This is a genomic window from Polaromonas hydrogenivorans, assembly GCF_040105105.1.
GTDB lineage: Bacteria > Pseudomonadota > Gammaproteobacteria > Burkholderiales > Burkholderiaceae_C > Polaromonas > Polaromonas hydrogenivorans.
The window spans coordinates 1,468,868-1,488,471 of the sequence record NZ_CP157675.1; the positions used below are offsets into that span (position 1 = coordinate 1,468,868).

Here is a 19,604-nt window from a genome sequence, read left to right on the forward strand (position 1 = left end):
GCATCCAGACGCTGGAACCTCCTCATGAAAAATACTTTTTCCTTGCCTTCCCTGTCCCTTTTTTCCATCGTGCTGCTGGGTAGCGGCCATGGCGCCTGGGCGCAGCAAATTTACCGCTGCGCCGGTGTCGGCGGCAACGCGCCTGAATACATCAACAATTCAAAGGATGCCCAGGTGCGCAACTGCAAGCTGGTCTCTGGCGGCAATGTCACCGTGGTGCAGGGAACGCCGATACCCAAAGCCCCGGCGCGTGTCGCCGCCAGCCCGGCCCCAGGCAATTCGCGCGCTGACAGCAGCCCCGACCAGCGGGCGCGCGACAGTGATTCGCGCATCATTCTCGAATCTGAATTGAGAAAATCCGAAGCCCGGCTGGCAGAGCTGCAAAAGGAATACAACCATGGCGAGCCCGAAAAGCAGGGCATCGAGGGGCGCAACTACCAGCGCTACCTGGACCGTGTGAGTGATCTCAAGGACAGCATTGCGCGCAGCCAGAGCGATATTTCCAGCCTGAAGCGCGAAATTTCCCGCTTGCCGGCCGCAAATTAAGCCAGATCGCAACAGCTCCTGCATGAAAAAGCCCTCCATCCCCACTTTTCTGTCTTCCTTCCCGGCTTCGGGAACCATCCGTTTTCAGGCCTTTGACCTGCTGGCCACGCTGGTCGCGGTGGTCCGCACCAATGGCTGCGTGGTGTTTGCCAATGCCGCGCTCGAAGATGCGCTGGGCACGTCGCGCCGCACCATCGAAGGCTCGCAACTGCCCGAATGCTTCACCGAACCCCACATCCTCAAGCATGCGCTGGAGGGCGCGGGCAGCAATGAATTCGCCGCCCTGCGCTACGACGCCTGGCTGCGGCGCCTGAACCATGAGCCGATGCCAGTGCATGTGGTGGTGGCGCAGACCGACACGCCGGGCGAAGCGATTGTGGAGATGCTGCCGCTGGAGCAGCAGGCCAAGCAGGACCGCGAAGAGCGCCTGATCGACCAGGCGCAGGCCAACAAGGAACTGATCCGCAACCTGGCGCACGAAATCAAGAATCCGCTGGGCGGCATTCGCGGCGCGGCGCAACTGCTGCAGATGGAAATCGACAAGGACCTGACGGAATACACCCAGGTCATCATCCATGAGGCCGACCGTCTGCAGACGCTGGTGGACCGCTTGCTGGCGCCGCACCGCCGGCCGCACCTGGTGGGCGACGTGAACATCCACGAGGTCTGCGAGCGGGTGCGCTCGCTCATTCTGGCCGAGTTTCCGCGTGGCCTGCGGGTGGTTCGCGACTATGACACCTCGATCCCGGAGTTTCGCGGGGACCGCGAGCAGCTGATCCAGGCGGTGATCAATATTGCCCACAATGCTGCCCAGGAACTGGCTGAACGCATCGCGGCAGGCAACGCAAAAATCACTTTCAAAACGCGCATTGCCCGGCAGGTAACTTTTGGAAAAAAGCGCTATCGCCTGGCACTGGAATTGCATGTGATTGACAATGGGCCGGGTGTACCGGACTCCATCAAAGACCGCATTTTCTATCCCCTGGTGTCAGGGCGCGAAGGCGGTTCGGGGCTGGGGCTGACACTGGCGCAAACCTTTGTCCAGCAACACCACGGCTTGATTGAGTGCGAGAGCCGGCCTGGCCATACAGACTTCAAGCTGCTGATACCGCTGCCCTGAAGTCTGTTGTCTTTCATTTCAAAGATAACTACTGCTAGTAGCAAAGGGACAATAAAGCATGAAACCGATCTGGATTGTTGACGATGACCAGTCCATCCGGTTTGTTCTGGAAAAAGCCCTGCTGCGTGAAGGCCTGCCAACGCGCAGTTTCACCAATCCGCGCGAAGTGCTGGCCGCGCTCGACATTGCCGGCGAGGCCGACGGGCCGCAAATCATCGTCAGCGACATCCGCATGCCGGGCGGCTCGGGCCTGGATTTGCTGGAACAGGTCAAGATCAAGCTGCCCGGCCTGCCGGTCATCATCATGACGGCGTTTTCCGACCTGGACAGCGCCGTGTCGGCCTTTCAGGGCGGCGCGTTCGAATACCTGCCCAAGCCGTTTGACCTGCACAAGGCGGTCGAGCTGATCCGCCGCGCCGTCGAGGAAAGCCAGCGCGAGGAAGTGGCCGAAGAGCGTATGGCTGCCGCGCCCGAGATGCTGGGCCAGGCGCCAGCGATGCAGGACGTGTTCCGCGCCATCGGCCGGCTGAGCCAGAGCATGGTCACGGTGATGATCACCGGCGAATCCGGCTCGGGCAAGGAACTGGTGGCGCGCGCGCTGCACAAGCATTCGCCACGCGCCAACGGGCCGTTCATCGCCATCAACACCGCCGCCATCCCGAAGGATTTGCTGGAAAGCGAATTGTTCGGCCACGAGCGCGGCGCCTTCACCGGCGCGCAGACGCTACGTCGCGGGCGCTTCGAGCAGGCCGACGGCGGCACGCTGTTCCTCGATGAAATCGGCGACATGCCGTTTGACCTGCAGACCCGGCTGCTCAGGGTGCTGAGCGACGGCCATTTTTACCGCGTCGGCGGCCACAACGCCGTCAAGGCCAATGTGCGCGTGATTGCCGCCACGCATCAGGATCTGGAGCAGCGCGTCAAGGAAGGCAGCTTTCGCGAAGACCTGTTTCACCGCCTCAACGTGATCCGCCTGCGCCTGCCGGCGCTGCGCGAGCGGCGCGAGGATGTGTTCATGCTGACGCGCCACTTCCTGCAGCAAAGCGCCAAGCAACTGGGCGTGGAGCCCAAGCGGATTTCAGAAGCAGCCCTGCAGCAACTGAGCCTGTTTAACTTTCCCGGCAACGTGCGCCAGCTGGAAAACATCTGCCACTGGCTGACCGTCATGGCGCCTGCCCAGGTGATCGAGCCCAAGGATCTGCCGCCCGAAGTGCTGGGTGCCACGCCTGAATGGAAGCAAGCCCCGGCCCTGACCGAAAAAACCGAGCCGCTCAGGCAGGAGCGGACCGGGGATGCCGACAAGGCCTCTGCGCCGGCCTATTCATCCGAAGCGTTTTCGCCGGCAACGCCGCAGCCGGTGGCCACAAGCACAGGCAGCGACAACGCCGGCCAGGTCGCGCAGTGGGAAACCGGACTGGAGGCCGAAGCCCTGGCGCTGCTGGTCTCGGGGCGCAGCGATGTGTGGGATGTGCTGACGCGCCGGTTTGAGTCGCGGCTGATCATGACCGCGCTGGCCAACACGCATGGCCGCCGCATCGAGGCAGCTCACAAGCTGGGCATCGGGCGCAACACCATCACGCGCAAGATCCAGGAACTCAATCTTGAGTAAATAAGGGCGTTTGCGCAGGCTGCACCTGCGCAGGCAGCTACTTTTTTTATAGCGAATCGAGTTCCAGCACGACCGGCACATGGTCGCTGGGGCGCTCGTTCTTGCGCGGCAGCTTGTCGATCACGCAACTGCGAACCAGGGGCTTGAGCGCTTCGCTGACCAGGATATGGTCAATCCGCAGTCCCCGGTTGCGCCGGAAGGCCATCTCCCGGTAGTCCCACCAGGAATAGCTTTTCTCGGGCTGGTCGAACATGCGAAAGGCGTCATTCAGGCCGAGCTTGACGAGGGCCTGAAAGTGCTGCCGCTCTTCGGTGGTGTGATGGATGGTTTCGCGCAGGCCTTCCGCGTCGTAGGTGTCGCGGTCGTCGGCGGTGATGTTGAAATCGCCCAGCAGCACCAGGTTCGGATGCTCGGCCAACTCTTCGCGCAGCCAGTTGCGCAGGCTTTCCAGCCACTTCATCTTGTACTCGAACTTCTCGCTACCCGGCGACTGGCCGTTGACGAAATAGCCGTTGACCACGCGCACCTCGCCGGTGGGCATGTCCAGCGTGGCGGCGATGACGCGCGATTGCTCGTCGGTGAAGCCGGTGATGTTCTTCACGATGTTGCGGGCCGGCGTGCGGCTCAGGATGGCGACGCCGTTGTAGGTTTTCTGGCCGAACACCGCGCTCTGGTAGCCGGCCGCTTCGAGTTCCTGCAAGGGAAACTTGTCATCGCTGAGCTTGAGTTCCTGCAGGCACAGCACATCGACCGGATTGGCGGCAAGCCAGTCGAGAACCTGCGGCAGCCTGACGGTCAGGGAATTGACATTCCAGGTGGCAATTTTCATGAGTTTTAGTGCTCCAGCGCAATCAGGTCGGGCGTAAGCAGCTATTAAATATGTAGCGCAGCCAGTGCGCCCACGATCACGCCGAGGGCGCCCACGCCAAACATCCCGTACTCCAGCCACTTCTTGCGCGTCAGCAGGGCAATCGCCGCCAGCGCAATCGACACCTGCAGCACGGTGGTGGCTTGCGCCCAGCGGTGGTGCTGGTGCAACTGCTCGTCGGAGGATTTGTCCCAGGCGAGGGACTCGGCTTCCAATTTTTCTGCACCTGTCTTGATCTCGTTTTTTTCGGTTTCGTAGCGGTCGATCCTGCCTTGATAGCCCACTTTCTTATCTTCCGGCGCCAGGTCGCGCGCAAATTCAGCCAGCGACTGCTTGGTGCTTTTGGACTGGAAGTAGCTCCACTGGTTGGCAGCTTCGGTTTTCTTGATGGCGGCGTTGTTTTTGTACAGGCCGGCATTGGCCTGCGTGGCGCCGCCCATGTAGCCAAAAATGGCGCCTACCGTGGCGATGATGGCGGTGAACATGGCGATCTGGTTGATCATGCCGCCGCTTTCGTGACCGCTCTGCGCGGCATGCTCCAGTTCGTGGTCGTGGGGGCCGTGTACGTGAAATCCGTGTCCTGACATTTAGATTTTCTTTTTGTAGGTGATAAAGCTGAAGTTGAACCCTTCGGTCGATTTGCCTTGCTCTCTTGAGATTTCGAGCCATTCGTCAGAACCGAATTCTGGTGCGTAAGCGTCGCCTGGGTAGTCTTGGGCAATTTCAGTGACTAACGCTGTGCTGGCCAATGGCAGGGCTTGGGCATAAATCTCGGCTCCGCCAATTACCCAGGCATCACTGTCAACTGGACAGAGTGCCATAGCTTCGGATAGCGAGTGGGCGCATACAGCACCCGATGCTTGCCAGTCTGCTTTTCGCGTCAAGACAATGTTAAGCCGCCCAGGGAGTGGTCGAAACTTCTGTGGCAGCGAATCCCAAGTTTTACGCCCCATGATGACGGGTTTGCCGAGCGTAGTGCGCTTGAAATGCGCCATGTCTTCAGGAAAGTGCCAAGGCAGAGTGTTGTTTTGACCGATCACGCCATTGGCGGAGCGGGCAAAGATAAGGTGAAGTTTCATTCTTAAATAGCCACCGGTGCCTTGATGGCCGGGTGGTGCTGGTAGTCGAGAAATTCGAAATCCTCGAACTGGTAGTCGAAGACGGAGTCGGGCTTGCGCTTGATGTTCAACGTCGGGTAGAGGAAAGGCGCGCGGCTGAGCTGCAGTGCGACCTGTTCGGCGTGGTTGCTGTAGATGTGGCAGTCGCCGCCGGTCCAGATGAAATCGCCCACATCCAGGTCGCATTGCTGCGCCACCATGTGCGTGAGCAGGGCGTAGCTGGCGATGTTGAACGGCACGCCGAGGAAAATGTCGGCGCTGCGCTGGTACAACTGGCAGCTGAGTTTGCCCTTGCCGCCGGGCTCGGTGGCCGGGGCGACGTAGAACTGGAACAGCGCATGGCAGGGCATCAGCGCCATCTTGTCGAGGTCGGCGACGTTCCAGGCGCTGACGATGATGCGGCGCGAGTCGGGGTTGGTCTTGAGGGTCTTGATGACCTCGGCGATCTGGTCGATGTGGCCGCCGTCGGGCGTTGGCCAGCTGCGCCATTGCACGCCATAGACCGGCCCCAAGTCGCCGTCCGGGCGCGCCCATTCGTTCCAGATCGTCACGCCGCGCTCCGTCAGCCAGTGGTTGCTGCTGGAGCCGGTCAGGAACCAGAGCAGTTCCTGGATGATCGATTTGACGTGGACCTTCTTGGTCGTGACCAGCGGAAAGCCTTCGTTCAGGTCAAAGCGCATCTGGTGGCCAAACACGCTTTTTGTTCCGGTGCCGGTGCGGTCGGCCTTCAACGCACCTTGCGTGGCCACAAGGCGCATGAGATCTTCGTACTGTTGGCGGATTGGGCGGGTCATGGGCAGACTGAACAAAAAAGCCTTTGATTATCGCCCGGAAGCTGCATTTTCTAAATCTAAAGCCTGACAATGCGCCCCGGATTCATGAGGTTCTGCGGGTCCAGCCCAGCCTTGATCGCCCGCATCATCGACAGCGCGACCAGCGACTTGTACGTTGCCAGCTTGTCGGTCTTGAGGCTGCCGACGCCGTGCTCGGCCGAAATCGAGCCGTCAAAGCGGGCCACCGAGTCATAGACCAGGGTGTTGACCTCTTCTTCACGATCGCGCAGGAAGGCCTGGGCATCACCGCCCTCAGGCGCCTGCACGTTGTAGTGCAGGTTGCCGTCGCCCAGGTGGCCGAAGTTCACCAGCCGCACGCCGGCGATGTGCTGCCGCAGCAGCGCATCGGTGGCCTCGACAAATTCGGGAATGCGTGACACCGCAATCGAAATGTCGTGCTTGATGTTCAGGCCTTCCTCGGCCTGCGCCAGCGGGATGCTTTCGCGGATATGCCAGAGCTGATGCGCCTGCGCCAGGTTTTCGGCGACCACCGCATCGCTCACGCAGCCGTCTTCGAGCGCGGTTTCCAGCAGGCGCTCGAACTGCTCGCGCGCATGGGTTTCGGATTCGTGGTCGGAGTTCTCCAGCAGCACGCACCATGGCGCCTCCTTGAACAGCGGCACGCGCAACTGCGCAAAGTGCTTGTCCACCAGGCTCAGGGCAAACTGGCCCATCACCTCGAAGCCGGTCAGGCCCGCGCCCAGGTGCCGGTGCGCCAGGCCCAGCAGCGTGACGGCCGCTTCCATCGACGGCACGGCGGCCCAGGCGGTGAGGCGCGCGGCGGGCTGCGGATAGAGCTTGAGCGTGGCGGCGGTGATGATGCCCAGCGTGCCTTCGCTGCCGACGAACAGGTCGCGCAGGTCGTAGCCGGTGTTGTCCTTGCGCAGGCCCGAAAGCCCGTGCCAGATCTCGCCCTGCGCGGTGACCACTTCAAGCCCCAGGCACAGGTCGCGCGCATTGCCGTAGCGCAGCACCTGCGTGCCGCCGGCATTCGTCGCCAGGTTGCCGCCAATGGTGCAGCTGCCCTCGGCAGCCAGGCTCAGCGGAAACAGGAAACCGGCTTTTTCGGCCGCTTCCTGCAGGCTTTGCAAAATGCAGCCGGCCTCGACGGTGATGGTGAGGTTGGCGGCATCCATCGCGCGCACGGCATTCATGCGCTGCAGGCTCAGCACCACCTGGGTGCCCGATTCATCGGGCACCGAGCCGACCGCCAGGCCGGTGTTGCCGCCCTGCGGCACCAGGCTGACGCCGGCGGCGGCGCAGGCCTTGACGATGGCGGCGACCTCTTCAACGCTGGCCGGGCGCACCACGGCCAGCGCCTTGCCCTGCGCGCGCTTGCGCCAGTCCTGCGTGTAGGCGCTCAGGTCGCCGTCGCACAGGACATGGGCCGGGCCGGTGATCCGGCGCAGTTCTTCAAGGAGGACGGGGTGTTGAATGGAGGTCATGACGGGGTGTGGCCAGCAACGGCAGAGGAGGAGGGCAGGTTTTTGAACCGGACGCGCACATGCAGCGCGCAGGCGATGAACAGCAGCAGGCACAGCAGCACTTCCAGCATGGCCAGGTAGTTGCCCGGCGCGCGGTCGCTCCAGGCGCGCACCGCGCCTTCGGTGAAGTACAGCCAGACCATCAGGCTGACCCAGCGGTAGGTGTACATGCGGTTTTTCCAGATGCCGGCCAGCGGGATGACCAGCGGCAGCACTTTGAGCGCCAGCAGCGAGCCGCCCGGCCGTATCGGCGCCAGCCACATTTCCCAGGCCAGGCCCAGCACAATCAGTCCGGCCAGGCTGCCCAATGCCAGCCAGCGCGTCATTTCAATTTGGTTTGCTTTGTTCATGTCGATGGCATGATACCGGGGATGAAATTTCCGCCGTCCCTGGAGGCCTTGCTGGTCGAGCTGTCGCATTTTCCCTGGCGCGACACCGCCATCACGCTGCGCAACCGTTTCCGTGAAGACCGCATGGGGCTGACCGCCAGCAGCCTGACCTTCACCACGTCGATTGCGCTGGTGCCTTTCTTTACCGTGGCGCTGGCCGTGTTCACCGCCTTTCCGATGTTTTCCAAGTTGCAGGGCGCGCTGGAGGCCTGGCTGGTCAAAAGCCTGATTCCCGACAACATCGCGCGCCAGGTGCTGGGTTACCTGACGCAGTTCAGCGGGCAGGCCAGCAAGCTCGGCGTCGCGGGCCTGGCGGTGCTGGTGGTGACGGCGATTGCGCTGATCCTGACGATTGACCGCACCCTGAACAGCATCTGGCGCGTGCGCAAACCCCGGCCGCTGGGGCAGCGGGTGCTGATTTACTGGGCCGCCATCACGCTCGGGCCGCTGGTGCTGGCGGCCAGCCTGGCCGTGACCTCGTATGTGGTGTCGGCCTCCAGCGGCCTGGTGGGCGCCTTGCCCGTCAGCCTGCGTTTCGTGCTGGACGTGGCGCAGTTCTTCCTGGTGGCTGGCGGCGTGGCCGCGCTGTACCGCTATGTGCCCAACACCTACGTCCAATGGGCGCACGCCTTCGCGGGCGGCCTGTTCGTGGCCGCCGGCCTGGAGATCGGCAAGAAAGTCATGGGCATTTACCTGACCGCGGTGCCGACGTATTCGCTGGTGTATGGGGCTTTTGCCGCCTTGCCTATCCTGCTGGTGTGGATTTATGTCTCCTGGATCATCGTGCTGATGGGCGCCGTCATGACCGCCTGCCTGCCCAGCTTGCTGGCCGGCGTGTCGCGTCGCGGCAGCGCGCACGGCTGGCATTTCCAGCTGGCCATCGAAGTGCTGCAGCACCTGAACGAGGCGCGCGGCACGGCGCGCATGGGCATGAGCGCCTCGCAGTTGGGCGAATTGCTCGAAGTCGATGGGCTGCAGCTGGAGCCGGTGCTGGAAACGCTGATCGAGCTGGACTGGATTGGCCAGCTCAATGAGGCCGAAGGAAGCGCCGAGTCCCGCTACCTGTTGCTGGTTGATCCGGACGCCACCCCCTTGGCGCCGCTGATGCAGAAATTGCTGCTCGACCGCGCGCCTTCGGTCAATAATTTATGGGAAAACGCCCGTTGGCGCATGCTGCACCTGCGTGATGCGCTATGAAAAATATAGTATCTTGAGATGCCCGTCCTTGCGGCCCAATCATCTTGAATGACGCTGTTCCACCCTTTTAAAACCAATCCCCCGCATGTCCCATTCTTCCAATGCCGAGCTTTCCATGACCGATTCAGTGACCTGGGTCGTTTGCCTGTGTGCCGACTGGTGCGGCCTGTGCCGCGATTACCAGGCCGTCATGGCGCAAATGGCCGGGCGCTATCCGGCTTTCAGGTTCGCCTGGCTGGACATTGAAGACCAGGCCGAGCTGGTCGGCGACATCGATGTGGAAACCTTCCCGACGGTGCTGATGGCCGATGCGCAGGGTACCCGGTTTTTTGGCCCCCTGACGCCGCAGGCCAATACCCTGGTGCGCCTGCTGGACTCACTGCAAAACGCCAGCCTGCAAAGCAGTCCCCATTTGCCGGCCACCCGGCAATTGCTGCAGGCCTTGCAGGCGGCGCCTGAACACTGGCTCAAGGCATAGCGCGACTGTTGGGCGGGCGCATGTAAAGCAAGGTAAGGCCCATGTCCGAATGGCAGCGGATCTTGCCGCAAGGCCGGCGTGGTGCTACACCCATAAGCGGCCGGTCTTTCTGCCTGCGTTGCGGAGCAGGTGCATTCGGCCGCAGCGAAGGAGAAAGCCATGAACAATTTGCAAGCCACGCAGATCAAGGCGCTCAAGGCGGGCATTCAGGGAGAGGTCATTCTTCCCGAGGATGCTTCCTTTGACACCGCGCGCCAGGTCTGGAACGCGATGATCGACAAGCACCCCGCCGCCATCGTCCGATGCGCCGCCACCCCGGATGTGGTTCACGCGGTGAATTTTGCCCGGGAGCAAGGCCTGCGGCTGGCCGTGCGCGGCGGCGGGCACAACATCGCCGGCAGCGCGGTGTGCGACGACGGCATCGTCATCGACCTCTCGCAGATGAAGGCCGTGTACGTTGATGCCAACAACCGCCGCGCCAGCATTGAAGGCGGCGCCACGCTGGCCGATTTCGACGCCGCCGCCCAGGTCCACGGCCTGGCGATACCGCTGGGCATCAACTCCACCACCGGCGTCGCCGGCCTGACGCTGGGCGCCGGCTTTGGCTGGCTCAGCCGCAAGTACGGCATGACCATCGACAGCCTGGAATCGGCCGAAGTGGTGACGGCGGCCGGCGAGGTGCTGCGCGCCAGCGCCACCGAGCACCCCGACCTGTTCTGGGCATTGCGCGGCGGCAGCGGCAATTTCGGCGTCGTGACGCGCTTCGGTTTCCGGCTCCATCCGGTCGGCCCGAATGTGCTCGCCGGCCTGATCGTCTATCCGTTTGCCGAGGCAAAGACGGTGCTTCAGCAGTACCGCGAATTCACGGACAAGGCGCCCGACGATCTTTCCGTGTGGACCGTCCTGCGCAAGGCGCCGCCGCTGCCTTTCCTGCCCGAAGCGGTCCATGGCCAGGAGGTGGTCATACTGGCGCTGCTCTACACGGGCGATCCAGAGCAAGGCAAGACGCTGATCGAGCCGCTGCACCACTTCGGCACGCCGGTCGGCGCGCACGTCGGCGTCATGCCCTATGTGGATTGGCAGAAAGCCTTTGATCCGTTGTTGACGCCCGGCGCCCGCAATTACTGGAAATCGCATAATTTTTCGAAGCTGGAGGACGGGCTGTTCGACGCCGTCATCGAGTACGCCGGCAAGCTGCCGTCGCCGCAGTGCGAGATATTTTTTGGCGCCATCGGCGGCGCGACCACCCGGCCCACGCCCGATGCCATGGCGTATGCGCACCGCGACGCCCGCTTCGTCATGAACGTCCACGGCCGCTGGGACGATCCGGCCGACGACGCGGACTGCATCCGCTGGGCGCGCGACTATTTCAAGGCCTCGGCGCCCTTTGCCAGCGGCGGCGTGTACGTCAACTTCCTGACCGCCGACGAGGGTGACCGCGTGAAGGCGGCCTATGGCCAGAACTACGAAAGGCTCGCGCAGGTCAAGCGCCGCTACGACCCGGCCAACCTGTTCAGCACCAACCAGAACATCCAGCCCGCGTGATCAAAACAACGATGCCTGTCGCGGGCGATGAAACAGGCCGCAAGACTTCAGGGTCTGGACCTTGGGGCGAGCGGTGCGGGACCGCTGCTAGCCTGTCCAATGCCCGAGGTCTCGCCAACAGGGAAGCACCATCATGAAGAAGTACATTGCACTTTGCCGCTTCACCGATCAGGGGATTCGCAGCGTGAAGGACACCACGAAACGCGCCGATGCCGTCATGGAAGCCGCCAAGAAATTCGGCGCCAGCATGAGCCAGATCTACTGGACATCGGGCCACTATGACCTGGTGGCGATGATCGAGGCACCGGATGACGAGTCGGCCAGTGCGTTTGGCCTGAGCATAGGCGCTGCCGGCAATATCCGAACGGAAATGCTGCATGCGTTTTCAAAGGATGAAATGAACGCAATCCTCGCCAGGATGGCCTGAAGCACCTTGCCCGGGTTGCGTTTATCCTGAGTATTTTTATTCAGGAAAGTCTCGCCCATGAGTCCATCGATTGATGCCAACAGCCTGGCGCATGCCGCTGACTTGATCTCCCGGGCCGACGCCCTGATCGTTGCCGCCGGCGCCGGCATGGGCGTCGATTCGGGTCTGCCCGATTTCCGGGGCACGGAAGGATTCTGGAAGGCCTACCCGGTGCTGGGGCGGGACAAGGTGGATTTCTACAGCATCGCCTGCCCGGACGCCTTTCGCACCGACCCGCAGCGCGCCTGGGGCTTTTACGGGCACCGGCTGCAGCTTTACCGCGCGACCCGGCCGCACCCCGGTTTCCAGGTTCTCACGCGCTGGGGCAAGGCCATGCCGCACGGGCTTTCGGTGTTCACCAGCAATGTCGATGGGCAATTCCAGAAAGCCGGCTTCGAGGCGGACAGCGTGTATGAATGCCATGGCTCGATTGCCCATCTGCAATGCATGCAGCCGTGCAGCAGCGCCATCTGGCCGGCCGACGGCTTCGTTCCCGAGGTGGACGCCGCGCAATGCCTGCTGCTCAATGCGCCGCCGGTGTGCCCGCACTGCGGCGGCCTGGCGCGGCCCAATATCCTGATGTTCAATGATTCGGAGTGGCTTGAAGACCGTGCCTGGCGGCAGGCCGCGCGGCTGGAGCGCTGGCTGGGCAGCGTCTGCCGGCCGGTGGTGGTGGAGCTGGGCGCGGGCACGGCGATTCCTTCGGTGCGCCATTTCAGCCAGCGCATCGTCCAGCGCTTTGGCGGGCGGCTGGTGCGCATCAACCCGCGCGAGTTCAAGGTGCTGACGCGGCTGGACGTGGGCATTGCGGCCGGAGCGGCGCACGCGCTGGCCGAAATCGAGCGCCTGATGCAGGCGGCGCGCACGCTGTAAGTATCTGGAAAATAATAACTTCCCGTCCGTCATTCCCGCGAAGGCGGGAATCCAGCAACATGGGCTGAAACGCTCAAACGAGTCTGGATACCCGCCTTCGCGGGTATGACGCAGGGAAGTTATTGTTGACAGCATCCTAAGCGCTATTGTTTTGATAGCTTCTTACGCTTGTGTTTATTGCGTTACAAGCCTTTTTTGGTATCAAAAAGCGCCGTGAAACGGGTTTTACAGGCGCCGCGCTGGTCTGGTGACCTTTAAAGCCCGGCCCCGACGGTGAAAGATCTGGTTTTTTAAATAAAATATGGGCGTAGCGCAGGCCACGCATGCGCAAGCAGCTATTGAATCAATAGCGTGTGCGACGCGCTTCAGACCCGCCCGTCAACCCATCCTTCAAGCCATGACCAAAGAAACCCCAAAAACCGGCAGTTGGACCACCATTCGCCAACAACTCGCCACGCTTGAACAGCCCGCGCTGCTGGCCCTGGTCAAAGAGCTTTACCAGGCAGCGCCCGGAAACCGCGATTTCCTCCATGCCCGCTATCCGCCGCTGGGGGGTGGCGAGGAGGCGCTGGAGGCCTACCGGCGCAAGATCGTGGAGCAGTTTTTTCCGGCTAGGGGCTTTGGCAAGCTCAAGCTGGCCGAAGCGCGCAAGGCGATACGCGACTACGGCAAGGCCACGGGCCATCTGGCCGGCATCGTGGAATTGATGATGACCTACGTCGAAAACGGCGCCCGGTTCACCCAGGAATACGGCGATATCGACGAGCGCTTCTACATCAGCGTGGAGTCGGTGCTCGATGAGTTGGCGGCGCTGCTGCTGGGTGAGGCGCGGGCGCTGTATCCCGAGTTCCAGCACCGGCTGGCCCATGTGAAACAGATGTCAGGCGGTATTGGCTGGGGGTTTGGTGATCATGTCGCAGAGGTTGTCGATGAACTGAAGGCTGAACTCGGCGGCGGCGCCTGACCGGCGGGCTACGCCAGAATTGATGCGCCGCCCGCAGCTTTAAAAAACCATTCAATCACCGAAAGCAACACCACCATGAGCCACGACATCTGGGCCTGGGATATTTCCAGCCATCCCTTGAGCACCGACACCTTCGGCGGCGCGGCCCAGACCTTCCTGGCGCTGCAGGAAGTGAACGACGGCGGCAGCCCGCGCTTTGCCGAATTTGCACGCGCCCTGGTGGCGCGCCACCCCAGCGCCGACATGCTGGCGCCGGACGACCCGGACGCCGAGGATTCGCCGTGGCAGGGCAACCCGCTCAAGCAGGCGCAGGACGGGCAGCGCGCCCTGTTCGGCCTGAGCCTGCCGCAGGGCGGCGACCCGCTGCCGCTGCTGCGCTTTGTGGTCGAGGCGGCCAACGCCGCCGGGCTGGCGGTGTTCGACGACCAGTTGGGCACGGCCTTTTTGCCCGATGGCCGGGTGCTGCCCGAGGAGCACCGGGAAGCCTGGGCCACGCTCAAGCGCCAGCTCGACGCGGAGCCGGAGCACCTGACCAAGGCGCAGGCGCGAAAGCTGCTGCTGTCGCGGCTGGGGGACGTGCTGGGAAAGCATGGGTTTGAGCTGGCAACCCGCCAAGGCTGGCATGGCGCGTTTGTCCGGCCCATTGAGGGCGGCAGCCAGTGGATCAGCCTGTACATCAGCGGCACGGGGGCAGCGCTTAAGGGCGGCCTGCATTTTGCAGTTGACTTTGACGCGGTCAAGTCGATTTACAAGGAAGTGTGCGGATCAGATTGGAGTAGGGGGGGGAGTACGCACTGTCGTTCTCCATCCAGGACGTCGTTGTGGAAACTCCCCACTTCAAGCCCCTCATTGCCTCGGCCGGCGAGATCAGGTCGCTGCAGGCGCTGGTGGAAAGCCGTGCGCTGCCGGTTCTGCAGCGCAGCCGCACCCTGGGCGAGCTCGACGCGCTGATCCACCGGGAAGGCCTGTTTCCAAGAGACGCTAGGCGCCGTTTTGTCGCGCTGATCATCGCCCGCCTGGCCGGCAACCCGGACTTTGAAGCGCTGGCTCAGCAAATGCAGCATAGCTATGAAAAAGGGGACAAAGAGACCACAGACAAACTGCAGCGGCTCATCGACCACCTGCGCGACAAGGCGGCGCCTGCCGTTTGAGCGTCAACGCCGGTAGCCTGAACGGCCGGGTGCCTGGGCTCAGGCAGCCAAAAAATCCCGGATCGCGAACAGCGTCGCGTCGGGCGCTTCCGTCATCTGGTGATGGCCCACGTCCAGGCGCGTGACCTGCACGCTCTTGCCCGCCTGGCGCGCGCTGGCGATCAGCCCTTGCGCGGCCTTGGGCGGCGTCATCTGGTCGTTCGCGCCGAGCACGAACAGCACCGGGCAGGTGATGGCCTGAATCGCCGCTTCGCCGTTGGCATAGCTGTCGCAGGCCTTGAAGCCCCGGTGAAAGACGTTGACTTGGGCGTTGCTCGCCAGCACGCGGCGGCCCAGCGCCATGCTGGCGCCATAAACCCAGGTGCCGGGGCCGAGCGCCGAGGGCGGTGGCGCCAGCGTGCTGCGCGAGAACACATTGACCAGCGCCAGCGCCTTCATCGGCTCGTTCAATGAACTGTCCAGCAGCGCGGGCGACACCTTCATCGGAAAGGCCGTGCCGACCAGCACCAGATGGCTGACGCGCTCTTTCAGCCTTGACGCGGCTTCGAGCGCGATCAGCGAGCCCCAACTGTGGCCGACTAGCGCAGCGCGCTCCACACCGGCCGCATCAAGCAGCGCGGCGATGAAATCCGCCGCATCTTCGACGGAAGAGGGCGCATCGCCGCCGCTGCGGCAGTGGCCGGGCAGGTCAACCGCCAGCACGTTCCAGCCGTGGTGCGCCAGGTAGCGGCTCTGCAAAATCCAGACGCTGTGGTCATTGAGCACGCCGTGGATGAAGACCACGGTCGGCTGAGCGGAATCGAAGGGCTTGCCGCCGGTGTAGCAGTAGGCGCCGTGGCCGTTGACGCTGAGCTGCATCACGCGCCTGCCTTTTCAGCCGACTTCAGTGCGCGCTTGAGGTCGTCGATCAGGTCGTCCGGGTCCTCCAGGCCGATGGACAGGCGTATCGTTCCCTGCGTGATGCCGGCCCCGGCAAGCGCCTCGTCGCTCATGCGGAAATGCGTGGTGCTGGCCGGGTGGATCACCAGGCTGCGGCAGTCGCCGACATTGGCCAGGTGGCTGAAGACCTTGAGCGCCTCGACAAAGGCCTTGCCCTGGGCGCGGCTGCCCTTGAGGTCGAAGCTGAACACCGAGCCCGCGCCGCGCGGCAGCAGCTTTTTCGCCAGCGCGTGGCTGGGGTGCGATGCGAGCATCGGGTGGCCGACGCGCGAGACAAAAGGGTGGCTGGCCAGGAATGCCACGACCTTTTCAGTGTTGCCGATGTGGCGCGCCATGCGCAGCCCCAGCGTTTCGATGCCCTGCAAAATCAGCCAGGCGGTGTGCGGGCTCATGCAGGCGCCGAAGTCGCGCAGGCCTTCGCGGCGCGCGCGCAGCAAGAACGCGCCGACCGTGCTTTCCTCGCTGAACACCATGTTGTGAAAGCCGTCATAGGCCTCGGTCAGTTCGGCGAACTTGCCTGACTGGTCCCAGTCGAAACTGCCGCCATCGACCACCAGGCCACCAATCACCGTGCCGTGGCCGCTCAAAAACTTGGTCGCCGAGTGGTACACCAGGTCTGCGCCATGCTCGAAGGGCTTGATGAGCCAGGGCGAAGTCAGCGTCGAATCGACCAGCAGCGGCACCTTCGCTTCATGGGCAATGCTGGCGACGGCCGCAATGTCCAGCACCTCCAGGCCCGGATTGCCGACGGTTTCACCGAAAAAAAGCTTGGTGTTGGGCCGCACGGCGGCGCGCCAGCCGTCGATGTCGCCGGGCTTGACAAAGGTGGTGTTGATGCCAAAGCGGCGCAGCGTGTAGTGCAGCAGGTTCTGGCTGCCGCCGTACAGCGCGGTGCTGGCGACGATGTGCGAGCCGGCGCCCATCAGCGTGGCAATGGCCAGGTGCAGCGCGGCCTGGCCGCTGGCCGTGGCGATGGCGCCGATGCCGCCTTCAAGCGCCGAGATGCGCTGCTCCAGCACCGCATTGGTCGGGTTGCTGATGCGCGAATACACATGCCCGGCGCGCTCCAGATTGAACAGGCTGGCGGCGTGGTCGCTGGACTCGAAGACGAAGGACGTGGTCAGGTGAATCGGCACGGCACGCGCGCCGGTGGCCGGGTCGGGCGCGGCGCCTGCGTGCAGCGCCAGGGTGTCGAAACCGGGGTCTGAATAACCGGGCATGAATGGAGTCTCCAGTACAAAAAAGCTGATTTTTTTCAACGGCACGGGGCCGCATCCCGGTCCTGGATGGAAAAAGGACGCACGGCCGGGTAATCGTTACCGGCGGCGAAGGGATTGTGGGCTATATTTGATACGGATTTGTACCCTGATTACCCGTACCGCGTCGCGGCGGGCACCCTGAACAACAAGCTGGCAAAAGCGGTTAAGCGCTTGCCAGAACCATTGAGGAGAAACGATGAAGGTAGCAGACATCCTGCGGGTAAAAGGCAACACGCTTTACACCGTTCAGCCCGATGAACCGCTGGCAAAGGCAGCCGATATCATGGCCGAAAAAGACATCGGCTCGCTGGTCGTCATGGAGCATGGCGACCTGGTCGGCATGCTGACCTTTCGCGAGGTGATTGTCTGCATCGTCGCCAACGGCGGCGAGATTGGCCGCACGCTGGTCCGCAAGGCCATGGACGACCATCCGCTGACCTGCACGCCCGATACCGAGATCGACGAAGTGCGCCGCATGATGCTGGACCGCCACGCGCGCTACATGCCGGTGATGAGCCAGAAAATGCTGATGGGCGTGATCAGCCTGTACGACGTGGCCAAGGCCGTGGTGGACAGCCAGAACTTCGAGAACAAGATGCTCAAGGCCTACATTCGCGACTGGCCCGCCGAAAGCGACGCCGAGCGCGATTGATGCGCAGGGCGGGCCGCAGCGCCGCCCGTTTTCATTTCCTTACATTCCTCGACCCGTGCTGGCGTGAATCATTTCCCGCACGCGCGGGTAAATCTGCAGGTTCCACCTGCGGCCGCTGAACACCCCGTAATGGCCCACGCCGGTCTGGATGTGGTGGGTGCGCATGTAGGGCGGAATGCTGCTGCACAGGTCTTGCGCGGCCAGGGTCTGGCCGACGGCGCAAATGTCGTCGCGTTCCCCTTCGACCGTCATGAGCGCCGTATGGCGAATGGCTGCGGGCTTCACGAGGCGGCCCCGGTAGCTGAGCTTTCCCAGCGGCAGGTCGTAGGTCTGAAACACTTTTTCGACGGTTTCCAGGTAGAACTCTGCCGGCAGGTCGTTCACGGCCAGGTATTCGTCGTAAAACTTGCGGATCACATCGGCTTTTTCCTTGTCGCCTTCGACCAGGTGCTGGTACATGTCCTTGAACGACTTCTTGTGGCGCTCCAGGTTCATGGCCAGAAACGCGCTGACCTGCACAAAGCCGGGGTACACGCGGCGCATATGGCCGGCGTGGGGCAGGGGCACATGGCTGATCAGGTTTTTCTCGAACCATTCGATGGGCTTGCTGGTGGCCAGCGTGTTCACCCCCGTGGGGTTCACCCGGCAGTCCACCGGGCCAGCCATCAGCGTCAGGCTACGCGGCGTGGTTGGGTCATCGTCCTCGGCCATCAGGGCCGTGGCCGCCAGCGCCGCCACGCAGGGCTGGCACACGGCGATCACATGCGTGCCCGGGCCAATCGTCTGGATGAAGCGGATCATGTGGTCGATGTAGTCGTCCAGTGCAAAAGCGCCATGGCGCAGCGAAACATCGCGCGCGTTGTGCCAGTCGGTGATGTACACATCATGGTCTTGCAGCAGGGTGCGGGCGGTTTCGCGCAGCAAGGTGGCGAAATGGCCCGACAGCGGCGCCACCAGCAGCACCGGCGGCTGATAGGGCAGGTCGCTGGAAGCTTCCTTCTTGAAGCGCAGCAGCGTTCCAAACGGCATGCCCAGCACGGTTTCCTCGGTGACCGGCAACTCCTGCTCGCCGACTTTCACCGACGTGATGTCGTAAGCCGGCCGTGTATGGGTCAGCCGCATGCGCGAAAACACCTCCATCGACGCAGAGAACTTGCGCAGCAAACTGCCCTCGGTCCTGTTCAGCCACAGGGCAGCGCTGGTGCCCTGGGCCAGCAGGCGAAACGGTGACATCAGGTCGGACTGGAGTTGATAGGCAGAGTAAAGCATGGGTTTCCTTGCCCGAGGCAGGCATTTCATCACGGCGTTTTGCCCCAATACCCTGCTTTTGCAGGCAAGTTACGGGCCAGTGCCGCCGCCGCCCCAGGCTGGTGCGCGGCAAGCAGCGCCGGCTGGCACAACCTTTGCACAAGAACCTTGCCCCGTCTTGCCCCAAGGAGTTCCTCATGACCAAAACCGTTTTGACCATCAGCAGTAAAAACTATGGCTCCTGGTCCCTGCGTGGCTGGTTGCTGGCCAAACTGGCCGGACTGGAGTTCACCGAAAAGGTGATTCCGCTCGATGATCCGGCGATGCGCGCCGAGATGCTGCTGCTGTCGTCGAGCATCCTGGTGCCTTCACTCGAGCACAGCGGCGTGAAAGTCTGGGACACGCTGGCGATTGCCGAATACCTGCATGAAATTAAGCCCGAAGCGCAGTTGCTGCCGCCTGACATCAAGGCGCGGGCGCATTGCCGCGCCATCTGCGGCGAAATGCATTCCGGCTTTGCTTCCTTGCGGTCGTCGCTGCCGATGAACCTCAAGGCGCACTTTCCCGCCTTCAAGGTCTGGTCACGGGCGCAGGCCGATATCGACCGCGTGCTGGAGATCTGGAAAGAGTGCTTGGCCACTTACGGCGGCCCCTACCTGTTCGGCAAGCAGCCCTGCATGGCCGACGCCATGTACGCGCCGGTGGTCACGCGTTTCTTGACCTACGACGTGGCGATTGACAAAACCTGCGCCGCCTACTGCAAGCGCATCATGGCGCTGCCCGCCATGAAGGAATGGGTGGCCGAGGCGAAGGAAGAGCCCGAGGACATTGACGAGCTGGATGCGGAGTTCTGAAGACCAGCCAG

At 63.0% G+C, this 19,604-nt stretch carries 22 protein-coding genes; 13 read left to right on the top strand and 9 right to left on the bottom strand.

Going from position 1 to position 19,604, the window contains the following annotated elements:
* The first annotated feature begins 24 nt into the window (after window positions 1-24).
* The 3 genes from ABLV49_RS06880 to ntrC are packed head-to-tail and all read left to right on the top strand — an operon-like array spanning window position 25 to window position 3,275.
* Window positions 25-546: a hypothetical protein gene (locus ABLV49_RS06880; RefSeq protein ID WP_349280883.1), complete on the top strand. Its 522-nt coding sequence runs from the start codon at window positions 25-27 to the stop codon at window positions 544-546.
* Window positions 547-568: 22 nt separating this feature from the next.
* Window positions 569-1,666, top strand: coding sequence for a nitrogen regulation protein NR(II) (gene glnL, locus ABLV49_RS06885; RefSeq protein WP_011802157.1), 1,098 nt, complete (start codon window positions 569-571; stop codon window positions 1,664-1,666).
* A 58-nt stretch (window positions 1,667-1,724) separates the two neighbouring features.
* On the top strand, window positions 1,725-3,275 hold the full coding sequence (gene ntrC, locus ABLV49_RS06890) for a nitrogen regulation protein NR(I) (RefSeq protein ID WP_349280884.1): 1,551 nt from the start codon (window positions 1,725-1,727) through the stop codon (window positions 3,273-3,275).
* A gap of 46 nt (window positions 3,276-3,321) precedes the next feature.
* On the opposite strand, the gene xth is transcribed toward ntrC, so the two are convergent.
* The 6 genes from xth to ABLV49_RS06920 are packed head-to-tail and all read right to left on the bottom strand — an operon-like array spanning window position 3,322 to window position 7,928.
* A complete protein-coding gene (gene xth / locus ABLV49_RS06895; protein ID WP_349280885.1) occupies window positions 3,322-4,104 on the bottom strand; it encodes an exodeoxyribonuclease III in 783 nt (260 codons plus the stop codon).
* A gap of 44 nt (window positions 4,105-4,148) precedes the next feature.
* Window positions 4,149-4,730 (bottom strand): DUF4337 domain-containing protein, encoded by a 582-nt coding sequence (locus ABLV49_RS06900; protein ID WP_349280886.1) that lies wholly within the window; start codon window positions 4,728-4,730, stop codon window positions 4,149-4,151.
* The gene (locus ABLV49_RS06905) at window positions 4,731-5,222 is read right to left on the bottom strand and encodes a dihydrofolate reductase (RefSeq protein WP_349280887.1); all 492 of its coding nucleotides are present in this window, start codon (window positions 5,220-5,222) and stop codon (window positions 4,731-4,733) included.
* A 2-nt stretch (window positions 5,223-5,224) separates the two neighbouring features.
* The gene (locus ABLV49_RS06910) at window positions 5,225-6,055 is read right to left on the bottom strand and encodes a thymidylate synthase (RefSeq protein WP_349280888.1); all 831 of its coding nucleotides are present in this window, start codon (window positions 6,053-6,055) and stop codon (window positions 5,225-5,227) included.
* Window positions 6,056-6,111: 56 nt separating this feature from the next.
* Window positions 6,112-7,539 carry an FAD-binding oxidoreductase gene (locus tag ABLV49_RS06915; protein ID WP_349280889.1) on the bottom strand — a complete coding sequence of 476 codons (1,428 nt, stop codon included), beginning with the start codon at window positions 7,537-7,539 and terminating at the stop codon, window positions 6,112-6,114.
* Window positions 7,536-7,928, bottom strand: coding sequence for a DUF2069 domain-containing protein (locus ABLV49_RS06920; protein ID WP_349280890.1), 393 nt, complete (start codon window positions 7,926-7,928; stop codon window positions 7,536-7,538). The genes ABLV49_RS06915 and ABLV49_RS06920 overlap by 4 nt, the downstream gene beginning before the upstream one ends.
* A gap of 21 nt (window positions 7,929-7,949) precedes the next feature.
* Here ABLV49_RS06920 and ABLV49_RS06925 point away from each other — a divergent pair, with 21 nt between their 5' ends.
* The 8 genes from ABLV49_RS06925 (at window position 7,950) to ABLV49_RS06960 (ending at window position 14,641) form a co-directional block, all read left to right on the top strand.
* Window positions 7,950-9,164, top strand: a complete 1,215-nt coding sequence (locus ABLV49_RS06925; protein ID WP_349280891.1) for a YihY family inner membrane protein — start codon at window positions 7,950-7,952, stop codon at window positions 9,162-9,164.
* 85 nt (window positions 9,165-9,249) lie between these two features.
* The gene (locus ABLV49_RS06930; RefSeq protein WP_349280892.1) at window positions 9,250-9,642 is read left to right on the top strand and encodes a thioredoxin family protein; all 393 of its coding nucleotides are present in this window, start codon (window positions 9,250-9,252) and stop codon (window positions 9,640-9,642) included.
* 159 nt (window positions 9,643-9,801) lie between these two features.
* Window positions 9,802-11,187 (top strand): FAD-binding oxidoreductase, encoded by a 1,386-nt coding sequence (locus ABLV49_RS06935; protein WP_349280893.1) that lies wholly within the window; start codon window positions 9,802-9,804, stop codon window positions 11,185-11,187.
* A gap of 133 nt (window positions 11,188-11,320) precedes the next feature.
* Window positions 11,321-11,614: a GYD domain-containing protein gene (locus ABLV49_RS06940; protein WP_011802145.1), complete on the top strand. Its 294-nt coding sequence runs from the start codon at window positions 11,321-11,323 to the stop codon at window positions 11,612-11,614.
* Between the two features lie 57 nt (window positions 11,615-11,671).
* Entirely contained in the window at window positions 11,672-12,526 is an 855-nt protein-coding gene (locus ABLV49_RS06945) for an SIR2 family NAD-dependent protein deacylase (protein ID WP_349280894.1), read from the top strand.
* A gap of 397 nt (window positions 12,527-12,923) precedes the next feature.
* The gene (locus ABLV49_RS06950) at window positions 12,924-13,490 is read left to right on the top strand and encodes a hypothetical protein (RefSeq protein ID WP_349280895.1); all 567 of its coding nucleotides are present in this window, start codon (window positions 12,924-12,926) and stop codon (window positions 13,488-13,490) included.
* Window positions 13,491-13,565: 75 nt separating this feature from the next.
* Window positions 13,566-14,441 carry a hypothetical protein gene (locus tag ABLV49_RS06955; RefSeq protein WP_349280896.1) on the top strand — a complete coding sequence of 292 codons (876 nt, stop codon included), beginning with the start codon at window positions 13,566-13,568 and terminating at the stop codon, window positions 14,439-14,441.
* Window positions 14,378-14,641 (top strand): hypothetical protein, encoded by a 264-nt coding sequence (locus ABLV49_RS06960; protein WP_349280897.1) that lies wholly within the window; start codon window positions 14,378-14,380, stop codon window positions 14,639-14,641. Before ABLV49_RS06955 ends, ABLV49_RS06960 begins: the two co-directional genes overlap by 64 nt.
* A 39-nt stretch (window positions 14,642-14,680) precedes the next feature.
* On the opposite strand, the gene ABLV49_RS06965 is transcribed toward ABLV49_RS06960, so the two are convergent.
* Window positions 14,681-15,499, bottom strand: a complete 819-nt coding sequence (locus ABLV49_RS06965) for an alpha/beta fold hydrolase (RefSeq protein WP_349281640.1) — start codon at window positions 15,497-15,499, stop codon at window positions 14,681-14,683.
* The gene (locus ABLV49_RS06970; protein WP_349280898.1) at window positions 15,499-16,800 is read right to left on the bottom strand and encodes an O-acetylhomoserine aminocarboxypropyltransferase; all 1,302 of its coding nucleotides are present in this window, start codon (window positions 16,798-16,800) and stop codon (window positions 15,499-15,501) included. Before ABLV49_RS06970 ends, ABLV49_RS06965 begins: the two co-directional genes overlap by 1 nt.
* A 235-nt stretch (window positions 16,801-17,035) precedes the next feature.
* Here ABLV49_RS06970 and ABLV49_RS06975 point away from each other — a divergent pair, with 235 nt between their 5' ends.
* Window positions 17,036-17,491, top strand: a complete 456-nt coding sequence (locus ABLV49_RS06975) for a CBS domain-containing protein (RefSeq protein ID WP_011802136.1) — start codon at window positions 17,036-17,038, stop codon at window positions 17,489-17,491.
* A 39-nt stretch (window positions 17,492-17,530) separates the two neighbouring features.
* On the opposite strand, the gene ABLV49_RS06980 is transcribed toward ABLV49_RS06975, so the two are convergent.
* A complete protein-coding gene (locus tag ABLV49_RS06980) occupies window positions 17,531-18,760 on the bottom strand; it encodes a polyhydroxyalkanoate depolymerase (protein WP_349280899.1) in 1,230 nt (409 codons plus the stop codon).
* Window positions 18,761-18,936: 176 nt separating this feature from the next.
* On the opposite strand from ABLV49_RS06980, the gene ABLV49_RS06985 reads away from it, so the two are divergent.
* A complete protein-coding gene (locus tag ABLV49_RS06985; protein WP_349280900.1) occupies window positions 18,937-19,593 on the top strand; it encodes a glutathione S-transferase family protein in 657 nt (218 codons plus the stop codon).
* Window positions 19,594-19,604: the final 11 nt, after the last annotated feature.